The following is a 23,842-nucleotide window of genomic DNA, read 5'->3' as shown; positions in this document are numbered from 1 at the left end:
TCCAATTAAGCTTGAGATACTTTCTTAATTGCGTCCGCTACGTATGGAATATGAGTTTCGGTAAGTCCGGCAATGTTAATTCGACCATCGCCAACACCATAAATGCCATAATCTTCACGCAGTTGCGCCATTTGGTTTCCACTAAAGCCTAGCACAGTAAACATGCCTTTGTGACCCTCAATGAAATCAAATTGATCTGTATTATGGTTGTTTCTCAACTCGTTACACAAACTTTGACGAAGGCTAACCAAACGATGTTGCATTTCACTCAATTCTTGCTTCCAAACGGAAGTGAGCTTGTCATCTTGCAGAATGGTCTTAACTAAAGCTGCACCATGGTCGGGTGGCATCGTGTAAGTAGAGCGAGCTAGAGTGAGGAGTTTACCTTTTGCATTGGTTACATCATGCATGTTCTTACCAACCACAATCGCTGCACCAGTTCGTTCACGGTACAGACCAAAGTTCTTCGAACATGAAGTAGTAATCAACATCTCTTCAACGTTATCTGCCATAAAACGAAGACCTTTTGCGTCTTCTTCTAGGCCATCACCGAAGCCTTGGTAAGCAATGTCCACAAATGGGATGAAACCGTTCTTCTGCGACAATTCTGTAATGGCTTGCCAAGCAGAGAAGTCAATATCCGCACCAGTTGGATTGTGGCAACAACCATGAAGAAGTACCACATCTGAAGGCCCAGCTTTCGCAAGATCATCCATCATTTTTGCGGTGTCTACTTGTTTCGTTTCCGAAGAGAAATAGTGGTAGAACTTAACTTTAAGGCCTGCTGCTTCCATCACTGGCTTGTGGTTTACGTAGCTTGGGTTGGAAATCCAAACCGTCGTATCTGGCTGTGCGATCTTCATTAGATCACCGAGCATACGCAGCGCACCACTTGCACCTGGCGTTTGAATAGCTGCAACACGATCCATTGCAGACGTTCCCGTCAGCAGCAAATCGATCATGCTTTTATTAAATTCTTCGCAACCCGCAAGACCAACATAAGACTTGGTTTTTTGAGTTTCAACAACGACATCCTGCGCCATTTGAATGGCTTTCATAATCGGCGTTTCGCCTGCGCTGTTTTTGTATACGCCAATGCCAAGGTCAACCTTGTTTGGACGTTCATCGTTACGGTATGCAACGGATAGAGATAAAATAGGATCTAATACGGGAGTTGGGAGATTAGAAAACATGAAAGTCATAACCCTTTGAAATTCAAGTACCGAACCTCACGTTAACACCATCGCAAAAAATGACGAAATGATTTTTCACTTATTTCATCAATTAGAGAACAAAATTCTGGATTGCGGTGAGTTTTGTGCGCTCTATCGTTCAGAAAAAGAACGATTCACTCCTCGTCGTACCAATCCACTCTACCGTTTTTTCTAAACTCTCTTGGTGTCATGGTCGACCACGCTTTAAAACGTGTACTAAAGTTTGCGCTGGTCGGATATCCGACTATTTCTCCAATATGCTGAATTGGCCATTCTGTTGAACGAAGTAACCTAGCAGCATATTCCATGCGCATACGCGTTAAATGTGCCATTGGGCTTCGACCAAACTGCTTTTGAGTCAGTCGATGCAAATGAGGCTCCGAACATGGATATAGAGCCGCCACCTGCTCAACGCTCCAATCCTTATGGAGCTGACGTTGGACAAGGTCAAATACACGCCGAAGCCTCAATTGGCTGCGTGATATCGACTCTGAGGGCGGCATGTTTAACATCAGCTCTAACTGAGCCACACTATGCTCACCTACCGCACCACCATAATCGATTGGAAGGTTAATGCTGCGTAGTAACGTTTGGATACATGCATACATCACTTCAGGTGTAGATGAAAGCTGGTAGCGAACATCGCATTCTAATATCGGCCACTCTCTATCAGGAGCAAGAAAAAGCCACGCGATCTGCCAAGGTTCTTCTTCTATACCAAAACCGTTTTCAACACCTGCGGGTACTGTAATCAACGAGCCCGGTTCCAAATCGTATCGATAAGTCCCACTCTCTAGCCACCCTTTACCACGCACCGTATAGAGCAGCATGTGTTTCTTTTGGTTTTTACGATAAACAGTGAAGAAGTCACGACAAGTGGCAATGCCGCACTGCACAATGCCTCTCTCCTCAAGTGCTAATACTCGACTGTGATCAATAAACTCTTGATAAGTTTTTTCTGAAATCGCGTAGCGTTCTTGTTTATCTTCCATGATTTATTGGCTCACATGTGCGTTAGTAGAGAGTTTTACAAAGGTTTTGGATTCCTTTGAAAAATACAGCGCCAAATCATGAGGATAAACTACTCGCATTAATCTTTAAGGAGAAATGCGATGCTCTTAACACGCGAATACATCGATAAAGCATTTTGGCAAAAGCTGATTACGATTGGCCTACCTGTTTCACTTCAGTCCATGCTTTTTGCTTTGCTCGGCGTCGTGGATATTTTCATGGTAAGCCTACTCGGAGAATCTGCAACGGCAGCAGTTGGAGTTGGAAATCGTATCTTTTTCTTCAACCTAGCGGTTGTCTTTGGCCTGTGCGGTGCAGTTACCGTACTTGCTTCTCAATACTACGGCTCAGGAAACCTAGCCGGAATTCGCAGAACGTTGGCGCAATCTTGGTTTATTTCCATTTTGGTGACGCTGCCGTTTATCGTTCTTTATGCGATTTTTGATGAAGAGATCGTCTCTTTTATGTCAGACGATCCTGAATACGTCACTTATGCACGTGATTATCTTGTGGTTACGGGCTTTAGCCTCATTGCTACGGCGATAGTAGTACCGATTGAAGCGGTATTGCGCTCCGTGGGCCAAACCAAACTGGCAACCAACGTTAGTATCTCCGCCATTGTCGTTAACGTCGCGCTTAATTATGTTTTGATTTTTGGTTTATTTGGTTTCCCTCAATGGGGCGTATTTGGTGCAGCCGTAGGTAGTTTTGTTTCTCGATTTTTCCAAACCGCCGTCTTGATTTATTTTTTCTACAAACGATATGCTTACCTAATTCCGACTAAGTTCGATTGGGTACAAGGCCGCTTAAAACAGTATCGAAAAAAGTACTTTAAGGTTTCTTTACCCATGTTGGTCCACGATGCACTTTGGACTGGTGGATTGATCGTTTACAGCATCATCTATGGTCAATTGGGCGTTTCAGAACTGGCGATCATCTCATTCTTATCACCGATTGAAGGGGTACTGATTTCAACCTTTATGGGATTTGCGGTCGCTGCATCCGTTCTTCTTGGGAATGATATTGGTGCAAAACATTATGACCGAGTCGAGAAAACGGCGTGGTGGTATGTGTTAACCAGCGCAATCTTAGCCACCTTGCTGTTTTTCCTAGTGTGGTTGAGCTCGCCCATGATTCATCACCTATTGGTACTGAGCCCGTTAACCGATGCAGACATGGCACTTAACGTATGTTTAGTCATGGCGCTAGGTATGATTTTGAGGGTGTTTAACATGGTTGGGATTGGCGGCGTACTAAAGAGTGGCGCTGATATTCGCTATAGCATTTTCATCGACACGTTCGGTCAGTGGGCTATTGGCATCCCCCTTACTTATTACGCAGGCATGGTGTTAGGGCTGCCTTTGCATTTTGTCTTGATGTCTCTGCTCGCGGAAGAGTTAGTGAAAGGCGTACTGACGACTTACCGTATTCAATCTAAACGTTGGATAAATAATATGGTTGAATATGACCAATCGGTGACAGCGTAACCAAAAAGACATTAACGAACTCACACCAAAAGGGCTCACCCGTTATGCACGCGTGAGCCCTTTTTATGTGCGGAGAGTGCTTGATTAGATGTCCGTAAAGCGATGAATGATTTGGTTTGAACTGCCACGCCATTCGAGATTGAGGTCTTTCTTGTCTTGTTCAAACTTACCATCAATCAAAACATCGATGTATTGCACCACTTCCCTTTGCGCGTCATTCAGTTCCGTCAGCGTGTAGCCAGTCCAAACCCAAATGTCTTTACCTGGGCACTCCTCTCTCACCCTTTTCACTATCTTCAAAATATGAGGCACATTAGCAGGGTGAAGCGGATCTCCACCCGACAACGACAAGCCACGGCGTTTGATACGCGTGTCGTTTAAGTCAGCGATGATTTTGTCTTCCGCTTCTTGCGTGAAAAGTACACCAGAATCCAAACGTTGCGTCGACTGGTTATAACAGCCACGGCACTGATGCACACAACCCGACACAAACAGCGTGCAGCGCGTACCCGGTCCGTTAACAACGTCAATTGGATAGTATTGGTGGTAATTCATAATGCGTCTCTGTGTTATCGAGAAAGAGAAAATCAACCTGTTTAAAGTTGATTTTCAAAGTGTAAAACGAGTGGTAGTTAACCTTACAGGTGTTTAACTCGGCGCTTCACTTCTTCTTGCTTACCGAAGTTAAACGGGCGTGCATCTGGGCTGCCTAGATAGCCACAAACTCGACGTGTTACTGATACTTTAGTTGAGTCATGGTTACCACAGCTTGGGCAAGTGAAGCCTTTACTTGTACAGTCAAACTCGCCGTTGTAGCCACACTCGTAGCACTCATCAATTGGCGTGTTTGTACCGTAGTAAGGCACTCGGGTGTAACTGTAGTCCCATACGTTTTCTAGTGCTTCAACGTTACGTTGCATGTTCGGGAACTCGCCGTAGCAGATAAAGCCGCCGCTTGAGATTTCTGGGTAAGGCATCTCAAAGTCGATCTTGTCGTATGGGTTCACCTTCTTCTCAACATCTAGGTGGAAGCTGTTGGTGTAGTAACCTTTGTCTGTTACGCCTTCAATTACGCCGAACTCTTTCGCATCGATGCGGCAGAAACGGCTACATAGGTTTTCACTTGGCGTTGCATATAAGCTGAAGCCATAACCTGTTTCGTCAGCCCATTGATTCACAGCATCTTTTAGATGCTTGATGATAGCGACCGCTTTTTCACGCAAAACAGCGTCATCATAAACGTGCGCTTCTGTACCGAATAGCGCGTTAATTGTCTCGTGTACACCGATGTAACCAAGAGAAATAGACGCACGACCGTTCTTGAAGATATCTGCGATTGAGTTGTCTGCTTTCAAGCGAACACCACATGCGCCTTCCATGTATAGGATTGGGGCCACGCGTGCTTTCACGTTTTCAAGGCGAGAGATACGTGTCTCTAGTGCTTTACGAGCAAGACGTAGGCGGTGATTTAGAAGCTCGTAGAATTTCTCTTCGCTTCCGTTTGCACGGATAGCGATACGAGGAAGGTTCAAGCTCACGACGCCAAGGTTGTTACGACCTTCGTGAATCAGCTCACCGTTTTCTTCGTAAGTACCAAGGAAGCTACGGCAACCCATTGGCGTTTTGAATGAACCGGTTACTTCCACTACTTTGTCGTAGTTAAGAATGTCTGGGTACATACGCTTAGACGCACACTCAAGCGCAAGTTGCTTGATGTCGTAGTTTGGATCTTCTGATTTGTGGTTCAAACCATCTTTGATGCCGAATACAAGTTTAGGGAATACCGCTGTTTTACGGTTCTTGCCTAGACCTGCAATACGATTCTTCAGAATCGATTTCTGGATCAGGCGGGATGCCCAGCTTGTACCAAGACCAAAACCGAACGTAACGAATGGGGTTTGACCGTTCGCTGTATGCAGCGTGTTTACTTCGTATTCTAGAGATTGGAATGCGTCGTAACACTCTTTCTCAGTGCGCGCTTTTGCGAACTCTTCTGGCTCAGCAATGTTCCACTCTTTTGCGATCTCTAGGTGTTTCTCGTAGCTTGTGATTACGTACGGTTCTAGAACCTCATCAATACGGTTGATGGTTGTACCGCCGTAAATGTGGCTCGCGACTTGAGCAATGATTTGCGCTGTTACCGCTGTTGCAGTCGAAATTGATTTTGGCGTATCAATCTCAGCGTTACCCATTTTAAAACCATGCGTCAGCATGCCTTTAAGATCGATAAGCATACAGTTAAACATTGGGAAGAACGGTGCGTAATCTAAATCGTGGTAGTGAATGTCACCCACTTCGTGCGCTTGGACCACATCGCGAGGAAGAATGTGCGTCTTCGCATAGTGTTTCGCGACGATACCAGCCAACAAGTCACGTTGAGTCGGAATTACTTTACCGTCTTTGTTCGCGTTCTCGTTGATTAGATCCAGATTACTTTCTTCAATCAAACCTTCGATTTCGCGAGTTAGTGCACTTTGCTTCTCACGAGCGATGTCGCGATCGTGGCGGTATTCAATGTAAGAACGCGCTAGGGCTTTGTAAGGACCTTGCATGAGTTCATTTTCGACTAAGTCTTGAATCTCATGGATGTGAACTTCATCGTGTTCTCTTAACTGTAACTCGACAGCAAGAGCCACATTAAGAGCATAAATAGCGACATCTTTATCTTTGTTTTCCGCTGCTGCTTCAACTGCTGCTTGGATACGATCCCTGTTGAACGGAGCTCTTGATCCGTCGCGTTTGATTACGATTGGTTTCACCTTGTTCTCCTTACCCGAGCATACTCACAGAGTTATCCACAAACACACTATATGGGGTTATTTTTTATTTTAGCAACACAATATATTGTGGCGTATTTAACGAGAAGCACCACTCGAAAACATTGATTTTGATCAATAAAGATTGGCTAGCGAACAAGAAGAAATCGATCTTATTGGCGTTGATCTCAGTTGCGAAGAAAACCATGAAAATTGCAAAATTGGTACTAAATCTACTTGCTATTTTTGGAGGTCTTGTAGGATAAAGGATGGAAAGGAATATGCTAAAAGATAGGAGTGCAACAGGCCAAAATGCGATCACTTTTTGTTACGTTAATATTACTTTTTAGTTCTCTTTCATTTGCTCAAAACTCCATCAATCTAACCAGTTGGAACATAGAATGGTTATCTATAGATGGTGGAAAAGTGTCGAGAACACCACAAGATTTTGAAAAACTGACCCACTATGTGGATAAAACACAAGCCGACATTTTTGCTTTTCAAGAAGTCGAAAGTGCTGCTGCCATCCAAAAATCCGTTGGCAATAACTTCACTATTTATCTTTCCGATCGTTCAAACGCCTCCAACCGACACCTTCAGTTTAACGACACCAACCAATACACAGGCTTTGCCGTGCGCAATGGCGTAAGCGTATTAGACAAGCCAGACTTCTCTATCACACGAGGCAACAGCAAGCTGCGCTTCGCGAGCTACCTTGTTTTAAATCCAAACCAAGAAAACGAGACTCACTTACTCTCTGTACATCTGAAAGCGGGTTGCAGTGGCGCGTATCGTAATAACCGCGATTGTAAGATAGTGAAACAACAAGGACAGGCACTAGCTAAGTGGATAAAGGCGCGCGAGGACAACAAACAACATTATGTCGTGCTTGGCGACTTTAACCACAACTTGGGTTATCAAGGAGATTGGTTGTGGGACGTGATATCGGACAATACTAGTGCAAAGCTAGTGACTAAAGACACTAAAGCGGAATGTAAAGTGCGCTCTAATCGTAATCCGAATAAAACCCACCAATTCCGCTCGGTGATAGACCACATCATTGCGAGTGGTGATTTAAAGGCGTCGTCTGGTGTTCAAACCGTTTTCAAAACACAAGATGTACTCGACTATAAACTGAGTGACCATTGCCCGGTTTCTACGACACTCACTTTTTAGCGTTTAAGTACTATTTTTAACGTTGAAGTACTTTCTTTATTGACGAACCACTCTTTTAGCGGTGAATGACCCAGCCGCCATTGCCACTATAAAGAGCAGAACTTGTGTGTTGCCAGTGAAAAGGCTGGCAACCGCAGGACCAGGACACACACCCAGTAACCCCCAACCAATACCAAACAGTACAGCACCACCGACTAACTTTTTGTCTATCGCTTTAGAAGTTGGGCATACAATCTCATCACCAAACACAGATTCGCTTCTTGGCTTTATTAATAAAAGATAAGCTGGAACGAACACCGCAAGTGCTCCGCCCATTACAAAGGCTAAGCTTGGATCCCATGCTCCAGTAATATCGAGAAAGCCAATCACTTTTGCCGGTTCAGCCATACCAGAGACCACCATACCAATACCAAAGAGCACACCAGAAAATGCAACAACGGACATTTGCTTAATACTTTTCATTACATGAGTTTTCATAACGGCACTATTCCTCACGATACTAGCAAGACGGTTAACATGGCTGTGGCCATAAAAGTACACGTCGCGACCACAGAACGGATTGAGAAACGCCCTATCCCACAAATGCCATGACCACTAGTACAACCATTGCCGATACGCGTACCGACACCGACTAACAAGCCAGCAACGATAACTAAAACAACAGAACCGCTGTACTGTTCTGGTACATGCCCGCCAAGAACATAAACAGCAAACACGCCACCTAATACCATCGCAATTAAAAAAACAATGCGCCAAACGCGATCTGCGTTCTCAACGGCACCGTTTAAGATCCCACTGATCCCAGCAGTCTTGCCAGTAAATAGCATCAGTGTTATCGCTGATACGCCAACTATTATGCCGCCCAACAGCGACATCCAAGGAACTTCAAACATAGCAACCGCCAAACTAATTACTTACAGAAAACTTGCTTAAAGGCCTCAACCAGCGGACCAACTCTTTCATCAGAAATTGAATAAAATACCTGCTGAGAAACTTTTCTAGCTTTAATAATGTCGTGCTTTCTCAATACGGTGAGATGTTGTGAAAAAGCAGATTGGCTTAATGATGAACCTTCAAACAGTTCACCGACCCCTTTCTCGCCTTCAATCAGCTTACACATCACGATTAGGCGCTCTGGATGAGCCATAATTTTAAGCAGCTCACTCGCTTCGGTCGCACTTTGTAGCATACTGTCGCCCATTCTTATGCCTCTTCATTACTACATTACATTTTATTAGATATTACTAATTAACATTATTAAGTCAACGCTAATGTAGATTAAATAACATTAGACTTAGCTAATTTATTTAAGTAAGGTGTAGGCGTTTTCGATCATTCAGCAGGAGAAATCCATGAGCAAAATCGTGATTATTGGTGGGGTTGCTGGAGGTGCATCTGCAGCAGCTCGCGCTCGTCGTTTAAGTGAAGATGCAGAAATCATTATGTTTGAACGCGGTCCATTTGTGTCATTTGCAAACTGTGGCTTACCCTATCACATTGGTGGCGATATCCAAGAGCGCAGCAAACTGCTTCTTCAAACGCCTGAGAGCTTTTTAGCGCGTTTCAATGTTGATGTCCGTGTGATGAACGAAGTGGTTTCTATTAACCGTCAAGACAAAACGGTTACGGTTAAGAATTTGCTTGATGGCTCGGAATACCAAGAGAGCTACGACTTTCTTCTACTCAGCCCTGGCGCAGGTCCAGTTGTGCCGCCTATTCCGGGTATTGATAACCCGTTAACGCACTCGCTGCGCAATATTCCAGATATGGATCGCATCATTAAAACGATCGAAACCAACAAAGTTGAACACGCTACGGTCGTTGGTGGTGGTTTTATCGGTTTGGAAATGATGGAAGCCTTCCACCAGCTAGGCATAAAAACCACATTAGTTGAAATGGCGGATCAAGTGATGACGCCCGTTGACCGTGAAATGGCTGGCTTCGCACATGCTGAAATTCGTGAGAAAGGCATCGACCTTAAACTTGGCGTCGCACTTGAGTCGGTGAAATTCGTACCTAACGAGCACGTGGCAAGTTTCGACTCTGGTGAAAGCGAAAAACACCAACATCTAGAAGGTGAATTGGAATTAACACTAAACAATGGTGAAAGACTCACCACCGATATTCTGATTATGGCAATTGGTGTTCGCCCCGAGACCAAATTAGCAAAAGAAGCTGGCTTAGAAATCGGCGCTCTTGGTGGTATTTATACCAATGAATACATGCAAACCAGCGATCCTTCGATCTACGCTGTCGGCGACGCGGTAGAAGAGAAAGACTTCGTGACTGGCGAGCAAACTCTAGTGCCACTTGCGGGCCCGGCAAACCGTCAAGGCCGAATGGCAGCAGACAACATGCTTGGCCGCCAAGAAACTTACCAAGGTACGCAAGGCACGGCGATCTGTAAGATTTTTGATTTAGCCGTCGCTTCTACTGGTAAAAACGAGAAACAGCTGAAACGTGAAAACATCGCTTATGAAAAAGTGTATGTGCATACAGCAAGTCACGCGAGTTACTACCCAGGTGCAGAAACCGTGTCATTCAAAATGCTGTTTGATCCAGTAACAGGTAAAATATTAGGTGCGCAAGCAGTAGGTAAAGACGGTGTTGATAAACGTATCGACGTAATGGCAGTTGCTCAGCGTGCTGGTATGACTGTAGAGCAACTGCAACACCTCGAGCTAACTTACGCGCCACCTTATGGCTCTGCTAAAGATGTAATTAACCAAGCGGCGTTTGTGGCAAATAACATCATCAAAGGCGATGCGACCGCGATTCATTATGATGAAATGGATTCACTGACAGAAGACCAACTGTTACTTGATGTTCGTAATCCTGGTGAATTGGAGTCCGTTGGTTATCTTGAAGGTGCAATTAATATTCCTGTCGATCAACTACGTCGTCGCATGCACGAACTTCCTAAAGACAAAGAGATCGTGATTTATTGTCAGGTCGGTTTGCGCGGTAACGTCGCCTATCGTCAGCTGGTCAACTCAGGGTTTAAAGCACGTAACCTGCTTGGCGGCTATCGCACTTACAAGTTCGCCACTGCTTAAGGTAAACCAAACACTGCCCTTATCCTTTGGAGCACTCTGTGTGCTCCTTTTTTGTTTATGAAGCAAAGAAATAGGTAATGCTACTTTTTTCGCTGAACAAGCTTTACAACATTCTTTTTTAATTCAGCGTTGCTGAAGAGGAAACAGGTTTCTTTTTACTAACCTGCTTTGCTGCCAAATTAACAGCTTTTGCAAAGGATTCAGCTAACTCAGAAGTATAAGCTTTCCTAGCTCTGCGCTGTTTTACCTTACCATCCATAACCCCTCCACTTAGCACGCGACCTCAACTCGACAAGTTCGACGAAGTCGGCCAACATAATCAGCCTTAAGCATACTGGTATTTATTCTCCTACTCATTTAATTTGGTTCGAATCGTTAATTATTAACCTAATCAATCCAATACCCAAAATCACCACACGATACCTTTTAAAAAGTAATAAGTTGACTAACTATAAATTTATATTATGCGGGAGTTAGTCCACTCTAATATACCCCCACTGTAAGTGATTTATCATTTATTAACTTATCAATACATAACTTACTTCATATGACAAAAACAAATTTTTTCCCAAATAACTCAAACTATACTCAATATTAAATTTCATGTCAGTTGAATAAATCGCACACATTGGATTAAAATAAAACATAGGAACACTATTTTAATTTACGCCCATGAATAATGGGAACGCACTCCATGAGTGCGGGCATAAGAATAACCACAGTGGTTCCACTAAATTACAAAACACGGAAACAAGCCAGTACTATTTATTTCTCGTTCCTCGAAATTAATTAGCAGCTTGTCCTGCGGAGCTTCCTTGCTAGTGCTGCGGTGCTCGAACCTTGCGGTTCTGCGCTCGTCGCTCCGCTCCTAGTACCACTAATAAAAATAATAAAGGTAACAAGTATGAATATTTTCGATCTAAGTATCAGAAAAAGACTAGAAAAAATGAGCAAAGCTGAACTTATTGAACAACGTCAGCTTGTGTTCGAAGAACGAGGCTTGTATCGCCATCTACGTGATTCTGAAGAAAAGCTTCAAGCCTTAGAGCTTATTGAACAATACCTCAATAAACCTAGCCGTGGTAGACCACGAAAACCAGCAGAAGCCAAATGCAGTGAACAAGTTAAAATAAATATAACCCCGCAAGAAAGAGCTGACCTTGAGTACCGTAGAACAAAGCTAGGCTACAAACACCTATCCACTTACATGCGTGATATCACTCTGAACCTTACACCAGCTCTGCAAGTCAGCCAGATTGAGAGGCCCAGCGTTGATGAATGTGTTCTTGAATCTATCAATGAAGATATCCAGTTCTCAAGCGTTCAACTGATGCATGCCCTGCAAGAGAATGTTTTAGATAAAGAAACAGTAAACCTTATCATCGAATACCTATCACTGATTCAACAAAAACTTGCTGAGCGAGAGCAACAAGAGCTGGGTGAATACAACTCAGATTTCGCTTTGATGCTTGCTAATAGGCATTTGACCCAAGAGCAGCTTCAAAAACTCGCTGACTTCAAAGAACTGCGCGAAGAAGCAACTTACATGTAACCAAGGGGCGACTATGTCGCTCCCTTCCGACCCCGTCGGGTCGAACCTACCGATTCTACTCACCACATTACAATTATAAAAAGGTGTAACGATGGCTATTCACAAGATTTTCAAGACGAAAACGCCAAACAAAAAACAATCCATCGAAGAGCAGTCTGCTGCACCACTAGCTACGCGGCAGGCACAACCAAAGATCTACAGCAATGTATCCTTGTCGAATACGCTTCTGGCAAGTTCAAGCCTCATGAAGAAGAAAACATCATTAGTGAAAAAACCGAATTCCTAATGGCTTACAACATCTCATCACCACTCCCTATCTTAAAAACGCCCAACTTCAAGGTTCACGAGATGAATTGGTCTGACATCGGTCGTGAGATAGCAAATTATAAAAGCAAGACTGGCCTGCAGAAACCCACCAGCCACCGAATGATATCTCTTCAGAAAGGTGAGCAGCTTAGCCATAAACAATAGCGCAAGCTCGTGAAGAAGTATATGCGTAGAATGGGACTTCAACACACAAAATATGTTGTGTTTATTCACCATGACACTGACCATAGCCATATCCACATCAACTGCGGAGCCATAGATGTCAAAACAAAGAAAGTCGTTAACGAATGGCAGAACCACCCTAAAGCCACGATGGTCATGCGTGAAATTGAAAAGGAATTTGGACTCGGTAGCGTCGCCAATCCAGGCGATAAGATTAACGAAAGGGATGAGAACTATAAACTAAAGCCCATTCGCATCACACCAAACCAAAAAGTTAAAGGGGGCGATAAAGCCCAAACACGACGCAAGCTAGACTTTGTTCTTGAACAAAACAGGCTTCTTAATGCAAAGCCAACCCTCCCAGTTTTTCTAGAGCAGTTAGAAGCCGTTGGTGTGCAAGCTAGGCTTAGTTACAAATCTCAAACAGACAAGCTCCCCAACGGTATGTCCTATCGTTTAAGTAAGCCCAATAAATCACGAAACAAGACTAACAGGCCAGCCTTGTACTTTCCTTCTTCAAAGATGGGACACAGCAACGCATACTCCCTAAAAAACTGCTGAATAACGGTCGATTTACAATGACCGAAAGTGACAGTCAAAGCCTTAAACAGTTAAATATTCTTGAATCTAAGCGTGCTTATGCCATTGTTAAAGGCCCAACCCAGACCATAGAGAATGAGCACGGTCATCTTCTGAGTCATGATGACCGCCACTGCAATGTGGTGCTTCGCTTCAGAGCGAGAGATTTCACAAAAAACAATAAAGCTCTCAAGTACTCACGCCTCCGCACTTACCTTCAACTTTACAACGAGGGCGGTTCCAGGGAATACGACTCCAAGCTTCATGCCTTTGTTTTCAGGGTGAAAATCAATCAAAAATGGCATAAGGAACGCTACAGCAAATCTTGGTTCAATTCTCCCAAAATGACTCGTGATGAATTCTTTGCATTAGTCAATCAACATCTGGCAGAGCTATTGATTGAGTTCATTGAATCATTGCTGCATATGTTGGGCTTTTGTTCCCCTTACTATTGAGGCAGAAAGCCATCTGGGAGACTACAAAGAGCAACAAGACTTCCAGTTAAGGCGCGACGACGGACTACACACCGTCCACACCATCCCCCAGATTCTGAATGCTATACAAGATGCAAACGCAAGCGGACATATCGAACGCTACTTAGAGATGTGCGAGGAGCAAGGGCTAGCTCTAACCTTAAAGAGTAAACTCTAGCTTACTAATTTTAGTCAACTTATTATGGTTCTTAATCAGAATAATAAGTTGACTAAAAATATTTTTTAAATATAAGTAAATTAATTACCAAACAAACTAATGCAAATAAATCACTAACTTAGCAATCCAAGTATGAAAAAAACCACGAATTAATATTTAATAGTAAAAATATGTAAAATAACTTTATATTGCTTGGAAAAACAAGAGCTTACTATTTAAATGACCTTACTAATAAATATAATAAAAAGGACAACTTATGATCAGTGTAATTGAAGCAAATAAAATCATTTCCGACATGAGAGAAGAAAACGCAAATACTGCAAACATTAAGGTATGGTATCAATTGCGTCTACCACGTGATAACGGTAAGTCTATATCAGTAAGAGGAACTGTTATTGATAGAGACTCTGTCGTCTCATTTGACGTTATCTTCCAGATCCCATTGGATACCGCTACTAAGATACCAAACTCAAAGTACGACATAGAGCGTAGATACGCCACAGAGCACTTTCAACCACACATCATGTCTCTAAAAGACAGCTACTTCGAGAAAATTCAGGTGTATCTCAAACTTGCAGTCAAAGAAAACCTCGAACGCGTGGCAAACATTGAACGAGGGACTGTTACTCTCGAAAACGGCGATACCATTCATCAGTTCGCTGCCCCGATCCACCATTTGTGTGAAACTATTGGTCAAATTGAACGTGCCGACGGCAGTCGCACAACTGATTCAAGAGGATTAGAGCTAAAAGAGTATGAAGCCGAGGACATTCAGCAGGCCTTGGCCCTTCTAGAGTCGATACTGTCTAACATGGGCTACGGCTATAGAAGCTTTAATGTAGAGAAGTACCAAAATGATGAGCTCGCCAAATTCATGGACAAAAAGTATGACATGGGTCGAACGATTGGAGGTCTGGGCAAGAAGGAGAAGCAATCTAAGTTCGAGCAAGACTGCATGGCCCGTTTCACTATCTGCGACGAAAGTTTATTGACGCCGCTTTCAGAAAACGCCACTTCCAACACCACATCTCGCGTTAGAGCAACCTTTGAAGCGTTAAGAGGAAGAGCCGTAAAGTAGGGACAAAGTCTAAGTCATGACAATGCTTGGGGCTCTTTCGAGCCCCTATTTCACACCGCGCGTAGCTTATTTTGGACAGAACCTTATTGGCTTAATTTGAATATTACGCCCTGTCAAGGTGTGAGAAACGCAACACCGATGCCGCCTTAACCACTAAAACCAGCGCATAGTAAAAAATGCCGCGCGTGCTGAAATCCCTCTTGAACAATTTGCTAGCCCGATACCCGACTAATACATATACCCTAACCAGTTTATATGACCAACAGCCCAAGTTTTACCGCTAATCGGTTTAACATACAAATCATCGACTTGATCAACTGCAACGCCATCATTCTTATGATCATGTATTCGCAACCAAGAGCTTAAAGAACTAAGACGAAGATAACCATTACCATAACAAAAGTATCTAAATCGGAGATTAAATTAATAAAGTCGATCTGTTTGCTTGAGGCATACTCGCTGAGTTGAGACAACATGGCAGTTCCAATACCATTTCTTTGAGGTGATTGTTCAACATAAAAGTCACTAACGCCCAATATTTGTAAATTTCATCGCCGACGCTAACAACTCTATAGTCCAGCCCCATGTCACCAACCAGTTGATCATCTCTGTACTTTAAAGCCCTCATATACGGGAGTTGCTTATAGTAAGAACGAGTTACTTGATGTTCAGGAAACGACTTGTTTCTGAGGACTTCAATTGAGTTATGCTACTCTTTAGATAACTCTATTTCTGGGGAAGTATCCATATTTTACTTTTGAGGGCTAACGCCGCGTTAAGTAATGAGCAACACTGCCACTGAGCCTAAACCACTATGGACGTAAACGCTAAATTTAAAAGAAACCTAAATGCCATGCATTGCGAATCTGCCTTAAATACTTTTTTAGTGCTTTGAACGGCGACCAAATGCCCACCTAAAACAATCAATCAATAGCAAAGGTATCGCTGTAATCAAGTTTGAATACGTGTATTCTTCTGATACATATAAAAAATTTGATCTATATTTCTCTACAGCCTCTTTTGGAGTAGCGGCAAAAATGACATCTCCTGAGACCTCAAACCCCTGCTTAAATAATATTTCTTTTTCATCGAGAAAACTGTTTGTGCCCATATCTAGAAATGTAAACGCTTTATCATTGGTATCGGGCTTACTATAAAACTGAAATTTTGACATTAAAAATCCTTATTCTTGATTTTTAGCGAGAGCACTAACGCCGCTTAAGTGGTGAGCAACGCAATACCGAAGCTCACGTAACCACTTTAAACACTAAAATCGAGGCACAGTAAAAATACCACACGCTGGGAATCACTCTTAAATGCTTTGTTATACCTATGTTCAAGGGTGCTTCATAACCCTGTGGTCAACATTATCTTCTTGCAAGTTTTCAGCTAAACCCATTTCACCAACTACGAATAATACATTCCCTATAGCCGAGAAGGTTTCATTACCCGTTCTTTCTGGAAAGTCCCCTGCTTTACTAACACTTTTTTCTGCAATAATATTTTTACAAACAACACTGGAACAGCCTACTTCTTTTTCGTCAACAGGCGTGGTAATCCGAATATCGTTAGCTAAGCTACCTATAGAAAAACTGCTAATTAAACCGATAACTATAAACTCAGATTTCATGACAACAACCAATACATTCACAAGACCAATCAAATTAAAGCACTTATTAGCACGAATTGTTCAACGTGAAAAGGCAAAACTTCCTGTTAAGGTGTGAGCAATGTAATACAAAAGCCGCGGCACACCGCCTTAAACACTAAAACTGATTTAAACCAAAAATGTCGAGCGTTGCGAATCTATTTAAATTGTTTGTTATACAAATTTAGCTGACATCTTTTATGTAACTAATTTTACCATTTTGAAACTCAAAGTATGTTCGACCTTTTAACTCCAAAACCTGCCCCGCTTTGAGACCGTTAGGTAGGTCTATTGCCAAAGTCCCCATATACTCAATGTTGACCGTCGCTGCCATTTCCAACATCTCCGTAGCTAGCACAACTTGCTGATGAGCACTAAAAATCTTTGCCGACTCAGAAGCCAAGCTTTCAAACTCAACTTTGCCGTTTGAACGAGCGGTAATTTCTCCATTTGACTCATTCTCGAACACTACACCATCGTCAAGAAGATCGAGTAATCCAACCACATCAAAAGCATTGTAGCTACTGACATAAGATTCTATTAATTCGATTTTTTCACTATCTAACATGTTAATTCCCCTCATTTTCACAACGCCCTGTTAAGGTGTGAGCAACGCAATACCGATGCCCCCACATACAACCTAAACACCAAACGTAACGCATAGTAAAAATGCCACGCGTTGCGAATCCCTCTTGAACAGTTTGTTATGTTGCTAGTTGAAGAGCTCATTGAAGACATCTATTGATAATGCCCAACCCAGCTCTTTTTGAGGCATTCTATTAATTTTTGCGGTGATCTGCGCTACATCACAATGCTCAAAACCGCCATCTGAATATATGAAATCTTGGTACAACGACATTTTATCGTTAACGTGACCAAGTAACTTTCGACTGTCAGTTTTGGTAAAGCTAATATTCGGCTCTGCATTTCCAAACGAAGAAAGAATCTCATTTGGAGCATTTTCAAGCTCTAGTAAGGTCAACAACCCACTTTTGAAAGCTTCATTAAAATGCTTGAATTCTGACTTTTTGAAACCGATAAGCACAAAAGACATCAGAGTTTTCTCTTCCATGAAAAAGAGACATTTTCGACGCTCTTGAGTAAATGTATGCATATACCAATTACCGAGAATATGATGTTCGCTTTCAATATCTGACATGTCTTGGGGTCTAAGACCCAGCAAGTCTTGTGATTTCTTAGTGCAGCGCAATTGATACATGATTCGATTTCTCTCGGGATAATAACGATTTATGTAACATTAGATCATATCGAAAGCTCATTGCAGCATAACGCCGCGTTAAGGGGTGAACAACGCAAACCACCCTACCTAAAGCATTGTGCCGTAAACACTACTGCCGACTCAAACTGAAAATGCCAAGCGTTGAGAATCCCTCTTAAATGCTTTGTTATGCTCGTTCCAATGCATTTTATTGCTTTGATTTTTAGAGATTAATTTATTTTTGATTACGCAGGCTTACCAATTTATGATCTACGCACGCAATTCAGGGTGACTTAAAATGAAATATAAAAACGTAATCAAAATCTCAGCTACTGGTACACGTGGTAAAGTTAAAGGCTTAGAGTTTGTCGCAAAGCAGAACCTTGATGGTCATTATGTGCTAAATAAAAAGATTCATACGCCAACTGACTCAAACAGGACAAACAAGGCAAAAAATAAGGTTTGTGTTCCAACACTCACTGAGGCCGCCAACCTACTTTCAACAGGTGAATACTTAATCAACTTAACCTGTACTAATCCTATCGGTGGGCGAGCTCTACGCGAATACAACAAAGTAAAGATTATTGAAGCCTAGAGCTAATATCGGATAAGGATGTCATTATCCCCTCCAAAGAGCATAACGCCCTGTTAAGGTGTGAGCAACGCAATACCGAAGCTTCCGCATACCACCTTAACCACTAAACGCAACGCATAGTAAAAATGCCACGCGTTGCGAATCACTCTTAAACAGTTTGTTAGGCTATTCTTCTTGATTTTGGTGTTGTATACCCAGCACTATAGTGTTTTTACCATTACACGCTGGGCATATCCAATGGCGACCAACGGTTAACTCATGATCTAGAACAGTTATGCTTTTCTGGCATTTAGGATTGCTACATTGAAGTTCATGCTGATTTAAAGTCCAACATACATTCCCACTACCGCCATCGGTGAGCGTATACTTCGCCTTACAATTAAAGCAATCTGCTAAAATTGGCTCTTTAAATGAATGGGGAATACGTTTCCTAATCGTTTTGCCGCACTCTTGGCAAACTAGGGAAGAAAAATTACCTAATGTCATATTGAAGACGGGAGATCGCAAAGCTTCATCTAAAAACTGATATATTTCCTCGCATCGTCGCCTCAATTTGTTCATATTTTGAAGGTTGCCTGTACGACTTTGCTTCATCGAGATAACATGAAGATAGCTACCCAAAGCATCATAATGCTTTTTTAACATTCTCAACGTAAATGTCTTTTCAGTACCTAATAACTGCATCGTGTCAGGTAGAGTGTGACTATCAGGCTGTACACCTATTGAAATGGTGCTACTAGTATCAGCATCACTATCAATTTCCAAAAGTACCATCAAAACTTTCTTGGGTTGCCAAGTCTCATATTCGCTTGGTGGAAATTCATCCTTATAAGCTAGCGCCCTGTCGTATGTAATAGCTTCCATTGCCATACGAAGCTCAAGAGCAGCATATTTTAAACGAGGGTCACTAGAGGAACTCAGTTCATTGTGTGCGAATTTCAGGTGATCTTTTGCTAACTGTCGATAATTCATAAGCCAAACTCCCCAAATAGCCTAACGCTTTCTATGCGGCTTTTAGCCCATTTCATATTCCTATTATGTAACCTTTTTAATACCATACCAACAATCTAATCAATAGGTTAATGAAAGTTAAAAGAAATTAGATTGTATGATGCCTCATAGTTTCAGAATAATAGTGTTACCCTAACTCCTTCGGATAACTTTTGATAGGGGAAATTACTAGGCTCAAAGTCACGCTTTGATGTTTCCTACTTCAGCTTCACCACCCCGAAATGCCCTTAACCTCTTTCCTCGGGATCATTCGATAGTCTCCAAGCTTCCAATCGTCGACAAATACGTCGAATTCGTCTTTTCCTAGGTACTCAATAGGACGAGCGGTCAGATACTCACTCTGTCTAGCTTCTGCCGACACCAGTTCATAATGAGCTTTTAAGTCACCGAAACTCAAAGCTTTCTCGACCAACTAGTAAGACGTAACCGCCTTGCACATCAGCACGCTTTTCTCAGAAAAGCTCCCGTGAAGGACATCAACTTCATCTCGGCCTGCTCTTAAGTCATCAAGACGTCTCTTTAGTTAACCATATATTTCCATCTCTTCATCAAACTGAAACACTGGGTAAAGATGCCAATCGTTTATATCTATATACAGCCCTTTTCGACTCCCCTCTTCGACCACCTCATCAGTGCAAAACTCGATCTCAATAAGCAGGTTCTTAACCGCGGTAAGTCGCCTTTGATCTAATTCCATCACTACGTTTGTCCTCATATATTCTTGATTATCAGAAACATAGGAACAAACCTTCAAATCACATAATTAAATTTGCTGAGATATTAGGCCGACAGTTTACACCCACTTGCCAAAATGACTTTTCACACCAAATAATACTGTTCACTTACACAGTATTATTTATGAGAGTTATTCCAATTAGCGCACATGCTGGCATCACTGGATTTAGTCTCCAGCTACTGAATACATTCAACTCTCTAGATCTAGACGAACTGCTAGTAGAGCATCCCAATGCAACCTTCATCGGGCGAGCATGTGGTGATTCCATGCAAGGGCTAGGTATATTTGATCAGGATTTGCTGATCGTTTTCGACATATAGATGTTAAACAGAACGACGTTATTGTCACAAACCTCAATGGTGAATTCATATTCATCGCAAGCGGCTATTATCGGCACACAGTAAGTATCAACCAACCCTGATTACCGAATGTGACTCATTTTCGTTAGAAGGTGTAGTCATCAGATCCATACGTTGTCATCGACCAAGTAACCTGCTGAGAGCAAAAATAATGTATGCCTTAGTCGATTCGAACTCATTTTATTGTAGTGCTGAGCAAGTTTTCCGTCCCGACTGGCGAGGTAAGCCCGTCGTTGTTCTTTCCAATAGCGACGGGGGGCGTGGTGGCTGCAAATCGACAAGCCAAAGAAGCAGGCATTGAGAAGTTCAAATCATTCTTTCAAGTTAAAGCACTTTGTGAGCAGAAAGGAATCATTACCTTATCATCCAATTACGAATTGTACGCAGACCTGTCGTCCCAAATGATGCAAGTTATTAGTCGACTCGCTCCAGAACAACACATGTAAAGTATCGATGAATCTTTCCTATCATTAGAACGTTGTTACCCTGCCATTCCATCCTTGAAAACGCATGGAATGAACCTGAGGCGATCGATGTGGAGAGAATGTCGCTTACCCGTTTGTGTTGGCTTTTGCCCAACTCTTGCCTTGCTAACTGTGTCCATCCCTGGCACATCGGTGGCGACATCAAAGATAGCAGTAAATGATTGCTACAAACACCAGAAAGCTTTTTAGCTCGTTTCAGCGTTGATGTTCGTGTAATGAATGAAGTGGTATCGATAAATTGTCAAGACAAATACCTAGGACCAATGATTTATCATTCCCAAGGCGGTGGTACGCCAGACAGAGAACATATTTTCGACCTTGAGCAAATCCATCGAACTCGTACTGGTTTAGTGAGCTACGACGATTACAACTCTCTCACGCAAAAAATTCCGCAAGAAACAAACGCTGATGAAGGCCCAAACTTTGATTTGCGGTGCTACGACTATCTTAGTCGCTACACAACACCATAATTAGGGCAGCAACGTGTAACGGAGTGGATGTCTGAACACACGGCGGACAGCCATCAAATTGAAGCTGCGAGCGATGAGCCAACAACGGAGGAACGGGCATGTTTAAGTACCTAGACCATCGAGATGGTCAGAACAAAACGAAGACGTTGACGAAGGAAGATATGATATTACGGTTCGTGAGTCGTATCCCTCGGCACCATTTTAAAATGGTGCGTTACTACAGTTTTCTGTCCAATAGAAAAACTTCCTCTGGTGTATTTAGCCTTAGGAAAGAAGAGTACGAATCAAGCAGATCCTGCTCACGTATACCTTTTTGTCGCATGCAAACCCGTTAATTGAATTGCACATCCAAGTTATCAAAAAGCACCAAAGACACATCAAAATAGAACATGCTTTCTTTATGTCGGCAAGAACCGTGAGATTGCTTATACGAACAGACATTTTGCCAAGTGAATAACCCTAACCATCACGATATAATTGCTTTGTTTTTCAAGCAGGTCCGATACGCCCATTGATATTTCTAAGCTAACCGAATGGTTAAAGGCGTACTCTCCTCCCCTGAACAAGACGATATCGTTTGACCGCCACCTGTGCGGTTTGAAGTAAACTCAGTGGGAACGTTTTTCCTCATGAGTGAGCACAACTTATAGCAAACAAATACAGATGGAAGTGAATATGTGGACTGCTAACGAATTGGCATCATCTTTAAATGAAACTAAGTTCATCCCTACAGTGATCGGTGAATCTTCTCTTTCTGTTGTTTTAAAAGAGCATCAAGACTTAGCAATTGCTGTTGTCATAAACGGAGAATACATGACCGCTGAGGCAGTGCTGGCCTCGGTCGATCAGGTTAAGGATCCAGCAAAACTGAATTATTGCTTATTGAAAGCAGCAAAGCTGTTGCCTTTATCTAGTTTCGCCTTGGAAGAGATCGATGGCGAAGAATGCTATGTGATTTTAGGTGAGACATTGTCTAACACGCCTATCGAAGGCGTAGAGAAAGAGCTTAATAAACTGGCTATCAACGCGTTTGAAGTCGCGCAGCTGATTACTGAGCATAATCAGCAAAACTAATTTCAGGAGAAATACACCGTGAGTTTGTTTAAAAAATTATTTGGACTTGGCGAAGCCGTAGCCAAGAAAGCAGAAGAGGCTATCGATGACCGCTATGGCGTAGAAATTCATGAGTCGAATATTGCTCGTGCTCGTAAACGTCTAACTGGCGCAAAACAGAAAGTCGATGAGTGCGAGGCAAAAAACCGTGTCCAAAAACGAGACCTTGAAGCTTACGAGTCTCAAGTAGAAGGTTATGAAGCGAGTTTGGCAGACATCAAACAACGCCATGACAACGCTAAAGCAGCTGGTGATGAGCAAAAAGCAACAGAATTCCGAGCTTTAGGCCTAGAAATTCATAACGAGATCAAGTCACTAAAAGCGAAGTATACGCCACAGATTGAAGCATATGAGTTCACGCTAGATACAATTAAAGAAAATCGCACTTTGATTGTAGAGATGGAAAATGAAATCCAAGCAGAAGAGCAACTGATTGCAAACTATCGTGCGAATGCTGAGCTAATTAAAGTTCACAAAGCACAAACAGAGCTTGCAGCAGAGATTAAAGGCGTATCTGTAGCTGGCGGCGGTGCCGTGTCAAAACTCGCCCGACGTCAAGAAGAAGAAAGAGAACTCATTCGACTGCAACGTGAACGTAAGAACGCTTCATCAAATAGCCTACAAGATAAAATCGACGCAGCGACAACCGATGATGACGGTTTAGGTTGGTGATTCAATGTTTTTACATCGTCCATTGCTAGTGAGTTTCTTGCAAAGGATGGTGGGAAATACAACGTGGCGAGTACTCCTCGCCACCTATTTCATTCACTACCTTTTTACATGGGCAATGCTCGCCGCATTCAGTGAACCGCTGACCCAAAACTTTATTGATTATACCTATTGGTACAGTGTCTCAATGAGCACAGTTGGCTTCGGGGATATCTCACCAGTAACGCCTGGAGGCCGGTTGTTCTATGCATTGATTATCGCCCCTACTGGTATTTTGCTATTTGGCTCAGCGCTGGCGAAGTTAGGCGAATTGTACTTAACACTGAAAAAAAGATTTGTAGCAGGAACAATTGACGTGAGCGATCTCAGTAGACATATCATTGTCTTTGGTTGGATACCACAACGCACGGCTAAGCTGACAAAGCTTCTCCAAGCAAATAAGAAAAAATCGTCATCGTTTCTGATGAAAAAGGTTTAGAGCATCCTCT

27 protein-coding genes and 4 pseudogenes are annotated in these 23,842 nt (G+C 42.6%); 16 read left to right on the top strand and 15 right to left on the bottom strand.

Annotated features, from left to right (window positions below):
- Positions 1 to 5: 5 nt before the first annotated feature.
- A complete protein-coding gene (locus R7M72_RS09670) occupies positions 6 to 1,193 on the bottom strand; it encodes an aromatic amino acid transaminase (protein ID WP_053303643.1) in 1,188 nt (395 codons plus the stop codon).
- A gap of 155 nt (positions 1,194 to 1,348) precedes the next feature.
- Positions 1,349 to 2,206 carry an AraC family transcriptional regulator gene (locus R7M72_RS09665; RefSeq protein WP_315957168.1) on the bottom strand — a complete coding sequence of 286 codons (858 nt, stop codon included), beginning with the start codon at positions 2,204 to 2,206 and terminating at the stop codon, positions 1,349 to 1,351.
- Positions 2,207 to 2,326: 120 nt separating this feature from the next.
- On the opposite strand from R7M72_RS09665, the gene R7M72_RS09660 reads away from it, so the two are divergent.
- Entirely contained in the window at positions 2,327 to 3,712 is a 1,386-nt protein-coding gene (locus R7M72_RS09660) for an MATE family efflux transporter (protein ID WP_318056147.1), read from the top strand.
- An 84-nt stretch (positions 3,713 to 3,796) separates the two neighbouring features.
- Here the strand turns inward: R7M72_RS09660 and nrdG are convergent, their stop codons facing one another.
- Together nrdG and nrdD are read right to left on the bottom strand one after the other, a co-directional pair.
- A complete protein-coding gene (gene nrdG, locus R7M72_RS09655) occupies positions 3,797 to 4,267 on the bottom strand; it encodes an anaerobic ribonucleoside-triphosphate reductase-activating protein (RefSeq protein WP_005376213.1) in 471 nt (156 codons plus the stop codon).
- An 83-nt stretch (positions 4,268 to 4,350) separates the two neighbouring features.
- Complete coding sequence (gene nrdD / locus R7M72_RS09650) at positions 4,351 to 6,471, bottom strand: anaerobic ribonucleoside-triphosphate reductase (RefSeq protein ID WP_318056146.1); 2,121 nt, start codon at positions 6,469 to 6,471, stop codon at positions 4,351 to 4,353.
- A 309-nt stretch (positions 6,472 to 6,780) separates the two neighbouring features.
- Between nrdD and R7M72_RS09645 the strand changes: the two genes are divergently transcribed.
- Positions 6,781 to 7,644, top strand: a complete 864-nt coding sequence (locus R7M72_RS09645; RefSeq protein ID WP_064376969.1) for an endonuclease/exonuclease/phosphatase family protein — start codon at positions 6,781 to 6,783, stop codon at positions 7,642 to 7,644.
- Positions 7,645 to 7,680: 36 nt separating this feature from the next.
- Here the strand turns inward: R7M72_RS09645 and R7M72_RS09640 are convergent, their stop codons facing one another.
- The 3 genes from R7M72_RS09640 to R7M72_RS09630 are packed head-to-tail and all read right to left on the bottom strand — an operon-like array spanning position 7,681 to position 8,845.
- Positions 7,681 to 8,121 carry a YeeE/YedE family protein gene (locus R7M72_RS09640; RefSeq protein WP_053307706.1) on the bottom strand — a complete coding sequence of 147 codons (441 nt, stop codon included), beginning with the start codon at positions 8,119 to 8,121 and terminating at the stop codon, positions 7,681 to 7,683.
- A gap of 14 nt (positions 8,122 to 8,135) precedes the next feature.
- Positions 8,136 to 8,549: a YeeE/YedE family protein gene (locus R7M72_RS09635; protein WP_372058356.1), complete on the bottom strand. Its 414-nt coding sequence runs from the start codon at positions 8,547 to 8,549 to the stop codon at positions 8,136 to 8,138.
- Positions 8,550 to 8,554: 5 nt separating this feature from the next.
- Entirely contained in the window at positions 8,555 to 8,845 is a 291-nt protein-coding gene (locus tag R7M72_RS09630; protein ID WP_005376206.1) for an ArsR/SmtB family transcription factor, read from the bottom strand.
- A 151-nt stretch (positions 8,846 to 8,996) separates the two neighbouring features.
- Between R7M72_RS09630 and R7M72_RS09625 the strand changes: the two genes are divergently transcribed.
- Positions 8,997 to 10,700, top strand: coding sequence for an FAD-dependent oxidoreductase (locus R7M72_RS09625; RefSeq protein ID WP_315957169.1), 1,704 nt, complete (start codon positions 8,997 to 8,999; stop codon positions 10,698 to 10,700).
- Positions 10,701 to 10,818: 118 nt separating this feature from the next.
- Here the strand turns inward: R7M72_RS09625 and R7M72_RS09620 are convergent, their stop codons facing one another.
- Positions 10,819 to 10,959, bottom strand: coding sequence for a hypothetical protein (locus R7M72_RS09620; RefSeq protein WP_213899853.1), 141 nt, complete (start codon positions 10,957 to 10,959; stop codon positions 10,819 to 10,821).
- Between the two features lie 645 nt (positions 10,960 to 11,604).
- On the opposite strand from R7M72_RS09620, the gene R7M72_RS09615 reads away from it, so the two are divergent.
- From R7M72_RS09615 to R7M72_RS09595, 5 genes are all read left to right on the top strand, one after another.
- The gene (locus R7M72_RS09615; RefSeq protein WP_315957170.1) at positions 11,605 to 12,252 is read left to right on the top strand and encodes a hypothetical protein; all 648 of its coding nucleotides are present in this window, start codon (positions 11,605 to 11,607) and stop codon (positions 12,250 to 12,252) included.
- A 91-nt stretch (positions 12,253 to 12,343) separates the two neighbouring features.
- Positions 12,344 to 12,538, top strand: a complete 195-nt coding sequence (locus tag R7M72_RS09610) for a hypothetical protein (protein ID WP_225473069.1) — start codon at positions 12,344 to 12,346, stop codon at positions 12,536 to 12,538.
- Positions 12,539 to 12,732: 194 nt separating this feature from the next.
- The gene (locus R7M72_RS09605) at positions 12,733 to 13,302 is read left to right on the top strand and encodes a relaxase/mobilization nuclease domain-containing protein (RefSeq protein ID WP_262634092.1); all 570 of its coding nucleotides are present in this window, start codon (positions 12,733 to 12,735) and stop codon (positions 13,300 to 13,302) included.
- A 17-nt stretch (positions 13,303 to 13,319) separates the two neighbouring features.
- Positions 13,320 to 13,775 carry a hypothetical protein gene (locus R7M72_RS09600; protein WP_225473070.1) on the top strand — a complete coding sequence of 152 codons (456 nt, stop codon included), beginning with the start codon at positions 13,320 to 13,322 and terminating at the stop codon, positions 13,773 to 13,775.
- Between the two features lie 452 nt (positions 13,776 to 14,227).
- The gene (locus tag R7M72_RS09595; protein ID WP_225473071.1) at positions 14,228 to 15,049 is read left to right on the top strand and encodes a hypothetical protein; all 822 of its coding nucleotides are present in this window, start codon (positions 14,228 to 14,230) and stop codon (positions 15,047 to 15,049) included.
- Positions 15,050 to 15,277: 228 nt separating this feature from the next.
- Here the strand turns inward: R7M72_RS09595 and R7M72_RS09590 are convergent.
- From R7M72_RS09590 to R7M72_RS09570, 5 genes and pseudogenes are all read right to left on the bottom strand, one after another.
- Positions 15,278 to 15,749 (bottom strand): annotated as a pseudogene (locus tag R7M72_RS09590) (GNAT family N-acetyltransferase).
- 183 nt (positions 15,750 to 15,932) lie between these two features.
- Entirely contained in the window at positions 15,933 to 16,223 is a 291-nt protein-coding gene (locus R7M72_RS09585; RefSeq protein WP_225473072.1) for a hypothetical protein, read from the bottom strand.
- Between the two features lie 162 nt (positions 16,224 to 16,385).
- The gene (locus R7M72_RS09580) at positions 16,386 to 16,679 is read right to left on the bottom strand and encodes a hypothetical protein (protein ID WP_225473073.1); all 294 of its coding nucleotides are present in this window, start codon (positions 16,677 to 16,679) and stop codon (positions 16,386 to 16,388) included.
- A 202-nt stretch (positions 16,680 to 16,881) separates the two neighbouring features.
- Complete coding sequence (locus R7M72_RS09575; RefSeq protein ID WP_225473075.1) at positions 16,882 to 17,265, bottom strand: nuclear transport factor 2 family protein; 384 nt, start codon at positions 17,263 to 17,265, stop codon at positions 16,882 to 16,884.
- 144 nt (positions 17,266 to 17,409) lie between these two features.
- Entirely contained in the window at positions 17,410 to 17,916 is a 507-nt protein-coding gene (locus R7M72_RS09570; RefSeq protein WP_318119321.1) for a DUF6933 domain-containing protein, read from the bottom strand.
- Between the two features lie 298 nt (positions 17,917 to 18,214).
- On the opposite strand from R7M72_RS09570, the gene R7M72_RS09565 reads away from it, so the two are divergent.
- The gene (locus tag R7M72_RS09565; protein ID WP_225473078.1) at positions 18,215 to 18,511 is read left to right on the top strand and encodes a hypothetical protein; all 297 of its coding nucleotides are present in this window, start codon (positions 18,215 to 18,217) and stop codon (positions 18,509 to 18,511) included.
- A 165-nt stretch (positions 18,512 to 18,676) separates the two neighbouring features.
- Here R7M72_RS09565 and R7M72_RS09560 read toward each other — a convergent pair whose 3' ends face one another.
- Both R7M72_RS09560 and R7M72_RS09555 read right to left on the bottom strand, forming a co-directional pair.
- Entirely contained in the window at positions 18,677 to 19,483 is an 807-nt protein-coding gene (locus R7M72_RS09560; RefSeq protein ID WP_005378537.1) for a hypothetical protein, read from the bottom strand.
- Between the two features lie 247 nt (positions 19,484 to 19,730).
- Entirely contained in the window at positions 19,731 to 19,919 is a 189-nt protein-coding gene (locus R7M72_RS09555) for a hypothetical protein (RefSeq protein WP_213899862.1), read from the bottom strand.
- Between the two features lie 461 nt (positions 19,920 to 20,380).
- On the opposite strand from R7M72_RS09555, the pseudogene R7M72_RS09550 reads away from it, so the two are divergent.
- The 7 genes and pseudogenes from R7M72_RS09550 to R7M72_RS09520 form a co-directional block, all read left to right on the top strand.
- A pseudogene (locus tag R7M72_RS09550) lies at positions 20,381 to 20,756 on the top strand (LexA family protein); the annotation flags it as partial.
- Between the two features lie 12 nt (positions 20,757 to 20,768).
- Positions 20,769 to 21,219, top strand: a pseudogene (locus R7M72_RS09545) (DNA polymerase V subunit UmuC); the annotation flags it as partial.
- Positions 21,220 to 21,263: 44 nt separating this feature from the next.
- The gene (locus R7M72_RS09540) at positions 21,264 to 21,572 is read left to right on the top strand and encodes a hypothetical protein (protein ID WP_225473080.1); all 309 of its coding nucleotides are present in this window, start codon (positions 21,264 to 21,266) and stop codon (positions 21,570 to 21,572) included.
- An 83-nt stretch (positions 21,573 to 21,655) separates the two neighbouring features.
- Positions 21,656 to 21,869, top strand: a pseudogene (locus R7M72_RS09535) (transposase); the annotation flags it as partial.
- A 378-nt stretch (positions 21,870 to 22,247) separates the two neighbouring features.
- Positions 22,248 to 22,646, top strand: coding sequence for a DUF2170 family protein (locus R7M72_RS09530; protein ID WP_225473081.1), 399 nt, complete (start codon positions 22,248 to 22,250; stop codon positions 22,644 to 22,646).
- A gap of 18 nt (positions 22,647 to 22,664) precedes the next feature.
- The gene (locus R7M72_RS09525) at positions 22,665 to 23,357 is read left to right on the top strand and encodes a hypothetical protein (RefSeq protein WP_225473082.1); all 693 of its coding nucleotides are present in this window, start codon (positions 22,665 to 22,667) and stop codon (positions 23,355 to 23,357) included.
- A gap of 4 nt (positions 23,358 to 23,361) precedes the next feature.
- Positions 23,362 to 23,832, top strand: coding sequence for a potassium channel family protein (locus tag R7M72_RS09520; protein WP_225473083.1), 471 nt, complete (start codon positions 23,362 to 23,364; stop codon positions 23,830 to 23,832).
- The last annotated feature ends 10 nt before the right edge of the window (positions 23,833 to 23,842 follow it).

Source organism: Vibrio sp. YT-18 (assembly GCF_033337345.1).
GTDB classification, from domain to species: Bacteria; Pseudomonadota; Gammaproteobacteria; order Enterobacterales; family Vibrionaceae; genus Vibrio; species Vibrio alginolyticus.
Note: the sequence above shows the minus strand (reverse complement) of the source record. Positions and strands in the feature narration are given on the sequence as shown.

What these genes read in the sequence shown, in the direction of transcription:
- R7M72_RS09670 (WP_053303643.1), bottom strand. Translation starts at nt 1,193, where the DNA reads ATGTTTTCTAATCTCCCAACTCCCGTATTAGATCCTATTTTATCTCTA.
- R7M72_RS09665 (WP_315957168.1), bottom strand. Translation starts at nt 2,206, where the DNA reads ATGGAAGATAAACAAGAACGCTACGCGATTTCAGAAAAAACTTATCAA.
- R7M72_RS09660 (WP_318056147.1), top strand. Translation starts at nt 2,327, where the DNA reads ATGCTCTTAACACGCGAATACATCGATAAAGCATTTTGGCAAAAGCTG.
- nrdG (WP_005376213.1), bottom strand. Translation starts at nt 4,267, where the DNA reads ATGAATTACCACCAATACTATCCAATTGACGTTGTTAACGGACCGGGT.
- R7M72_RS09645 (WP_064376969.1), top strand. Translation starts at nt 6,781, where the DNA reads ATGCGATCACTTTTTGTTACGTTAATATTACTTTTTAGTTCTCTTTCA.
- R7M72_RS09640 (WP_053307706.1), bottom strand. Translation starts at nt 8,121, where the DNA reads ATGAAAACTCATGTAATGAAAAGTATTAAGCAAATGTCCGTTGTTGCA.
- R7M72_RS09630 (WP_005376206.1), bottom strand. Translation starts at nt 8,845, where the DNA reads ATGGGCGACAGTATGCTACAAAGTGCGACCGAAGCGAGTGAGCTGCTT.
- R7M72_RS09625 (WP_315957169.1), top strand. Translation starts at nt 8,997, where the DNA reads ATGAGCAAAATCGTGATTATTGGTGGGGTTGCTGGAGGTGCATCTGCA.
- R7M72_RS09620 (WP_213899853.1), bottom strand. Translation starts at nt 10,959, where the DNA reads ATGGATGGTAAGGTAAAACAGCGCAGAGCTAGGAAAGCTTATACTTCT.
- R7M72_RS09615 (WP_315957170.1), top strand. Translation starts at nt 11,605, where the DNA reads ATGAATATTTTCGATCTAAGTATCAGAAAAAGACTAGAAAAAATGAGC.
- R7M72_RS09610 (WP_225473069.1), top strand. Translation starts at nt 12,344, where the DNA reads ATGGCTATTCACAAGATTTTCAAGACGAAAACGCCAAACAAAAAACAA.
- R7M72_RS09600 (WP_225473070.1), top strand. Translation starts at nt 13,320, where the DNA reads ATGACCGAAAGTGACAGTCAAAGCCTTAAACAGTTAAATATTCTTGAA.
- R7M72_RS09595 (WP_225473071.1), top strand. Translation starts at nt 14,228, where the DNA reads ATGATCAGTGTAATTGAAGCAAATAAAATCATTTCCGACATGAGAGAA.
- R7M72_RS09585 (WP_225473072.1), bottom strand. Translation starts at nt 16,223, where the DNA reads ATGTCAAAATTTCAGTTTTATAGTAAGCCCGATACCAATGATAAAGCG.
- R7M72_RS09580 (WP_225473073.1), bottom strand. Translation starts at nt 16,679, where the DNA reads ATGAAATCTGAGTTTATAGTTATCGGTTTAATTAGCAGTTTTTCTATA.
- R7M72_RS09575 (WP_225473075.1), bottom strand. Translation starts at nt 17,265, where the DNA reads ATGTTAGATAGTGAAAAAATCGAATTAATAGAATCTTATGTCAGTAGC.
- R7M72_RS09570 (WP_318119321.1), bottom strand. Translation starts at nt 17,916, where the DNA reads ATGTATCAATTGCGCTGCACTAAGAAATCACAAGACTTGCTGGGTCTT.
- R7M72_RS09565 (WP_225473078.1), top strand. Translation starts at nt 18,215, where the DNA reads ATGAAATATAAAAACGTAATCAAAATCTCAGCTACTGGTACACGTGGT.
- R7M72_RS09560 (WP_005378537.1), bottom strand. Translation starts at nt 19,483, where the DNA reads ATGAATTATCGACAGTTAGCAAAAGATCACCTGAAATTCGCACACAAT.
- R7M72_RS09530 (WP_225473081.1), top strand. Translation starts at nt 22,248, where the DNA reads ATGTGGACTGCTAACGAATTGGCATCATCTTTAAATGAAACTAAGTTC.
- R7M72_RS09520 (WP_225473083.1), top strand. Translation starts at nt 23,362, where the DNA reads ATGTTTTTACATCGTCCATTGCTAGTGAGTTTCTTGCAAAGGATGGTG.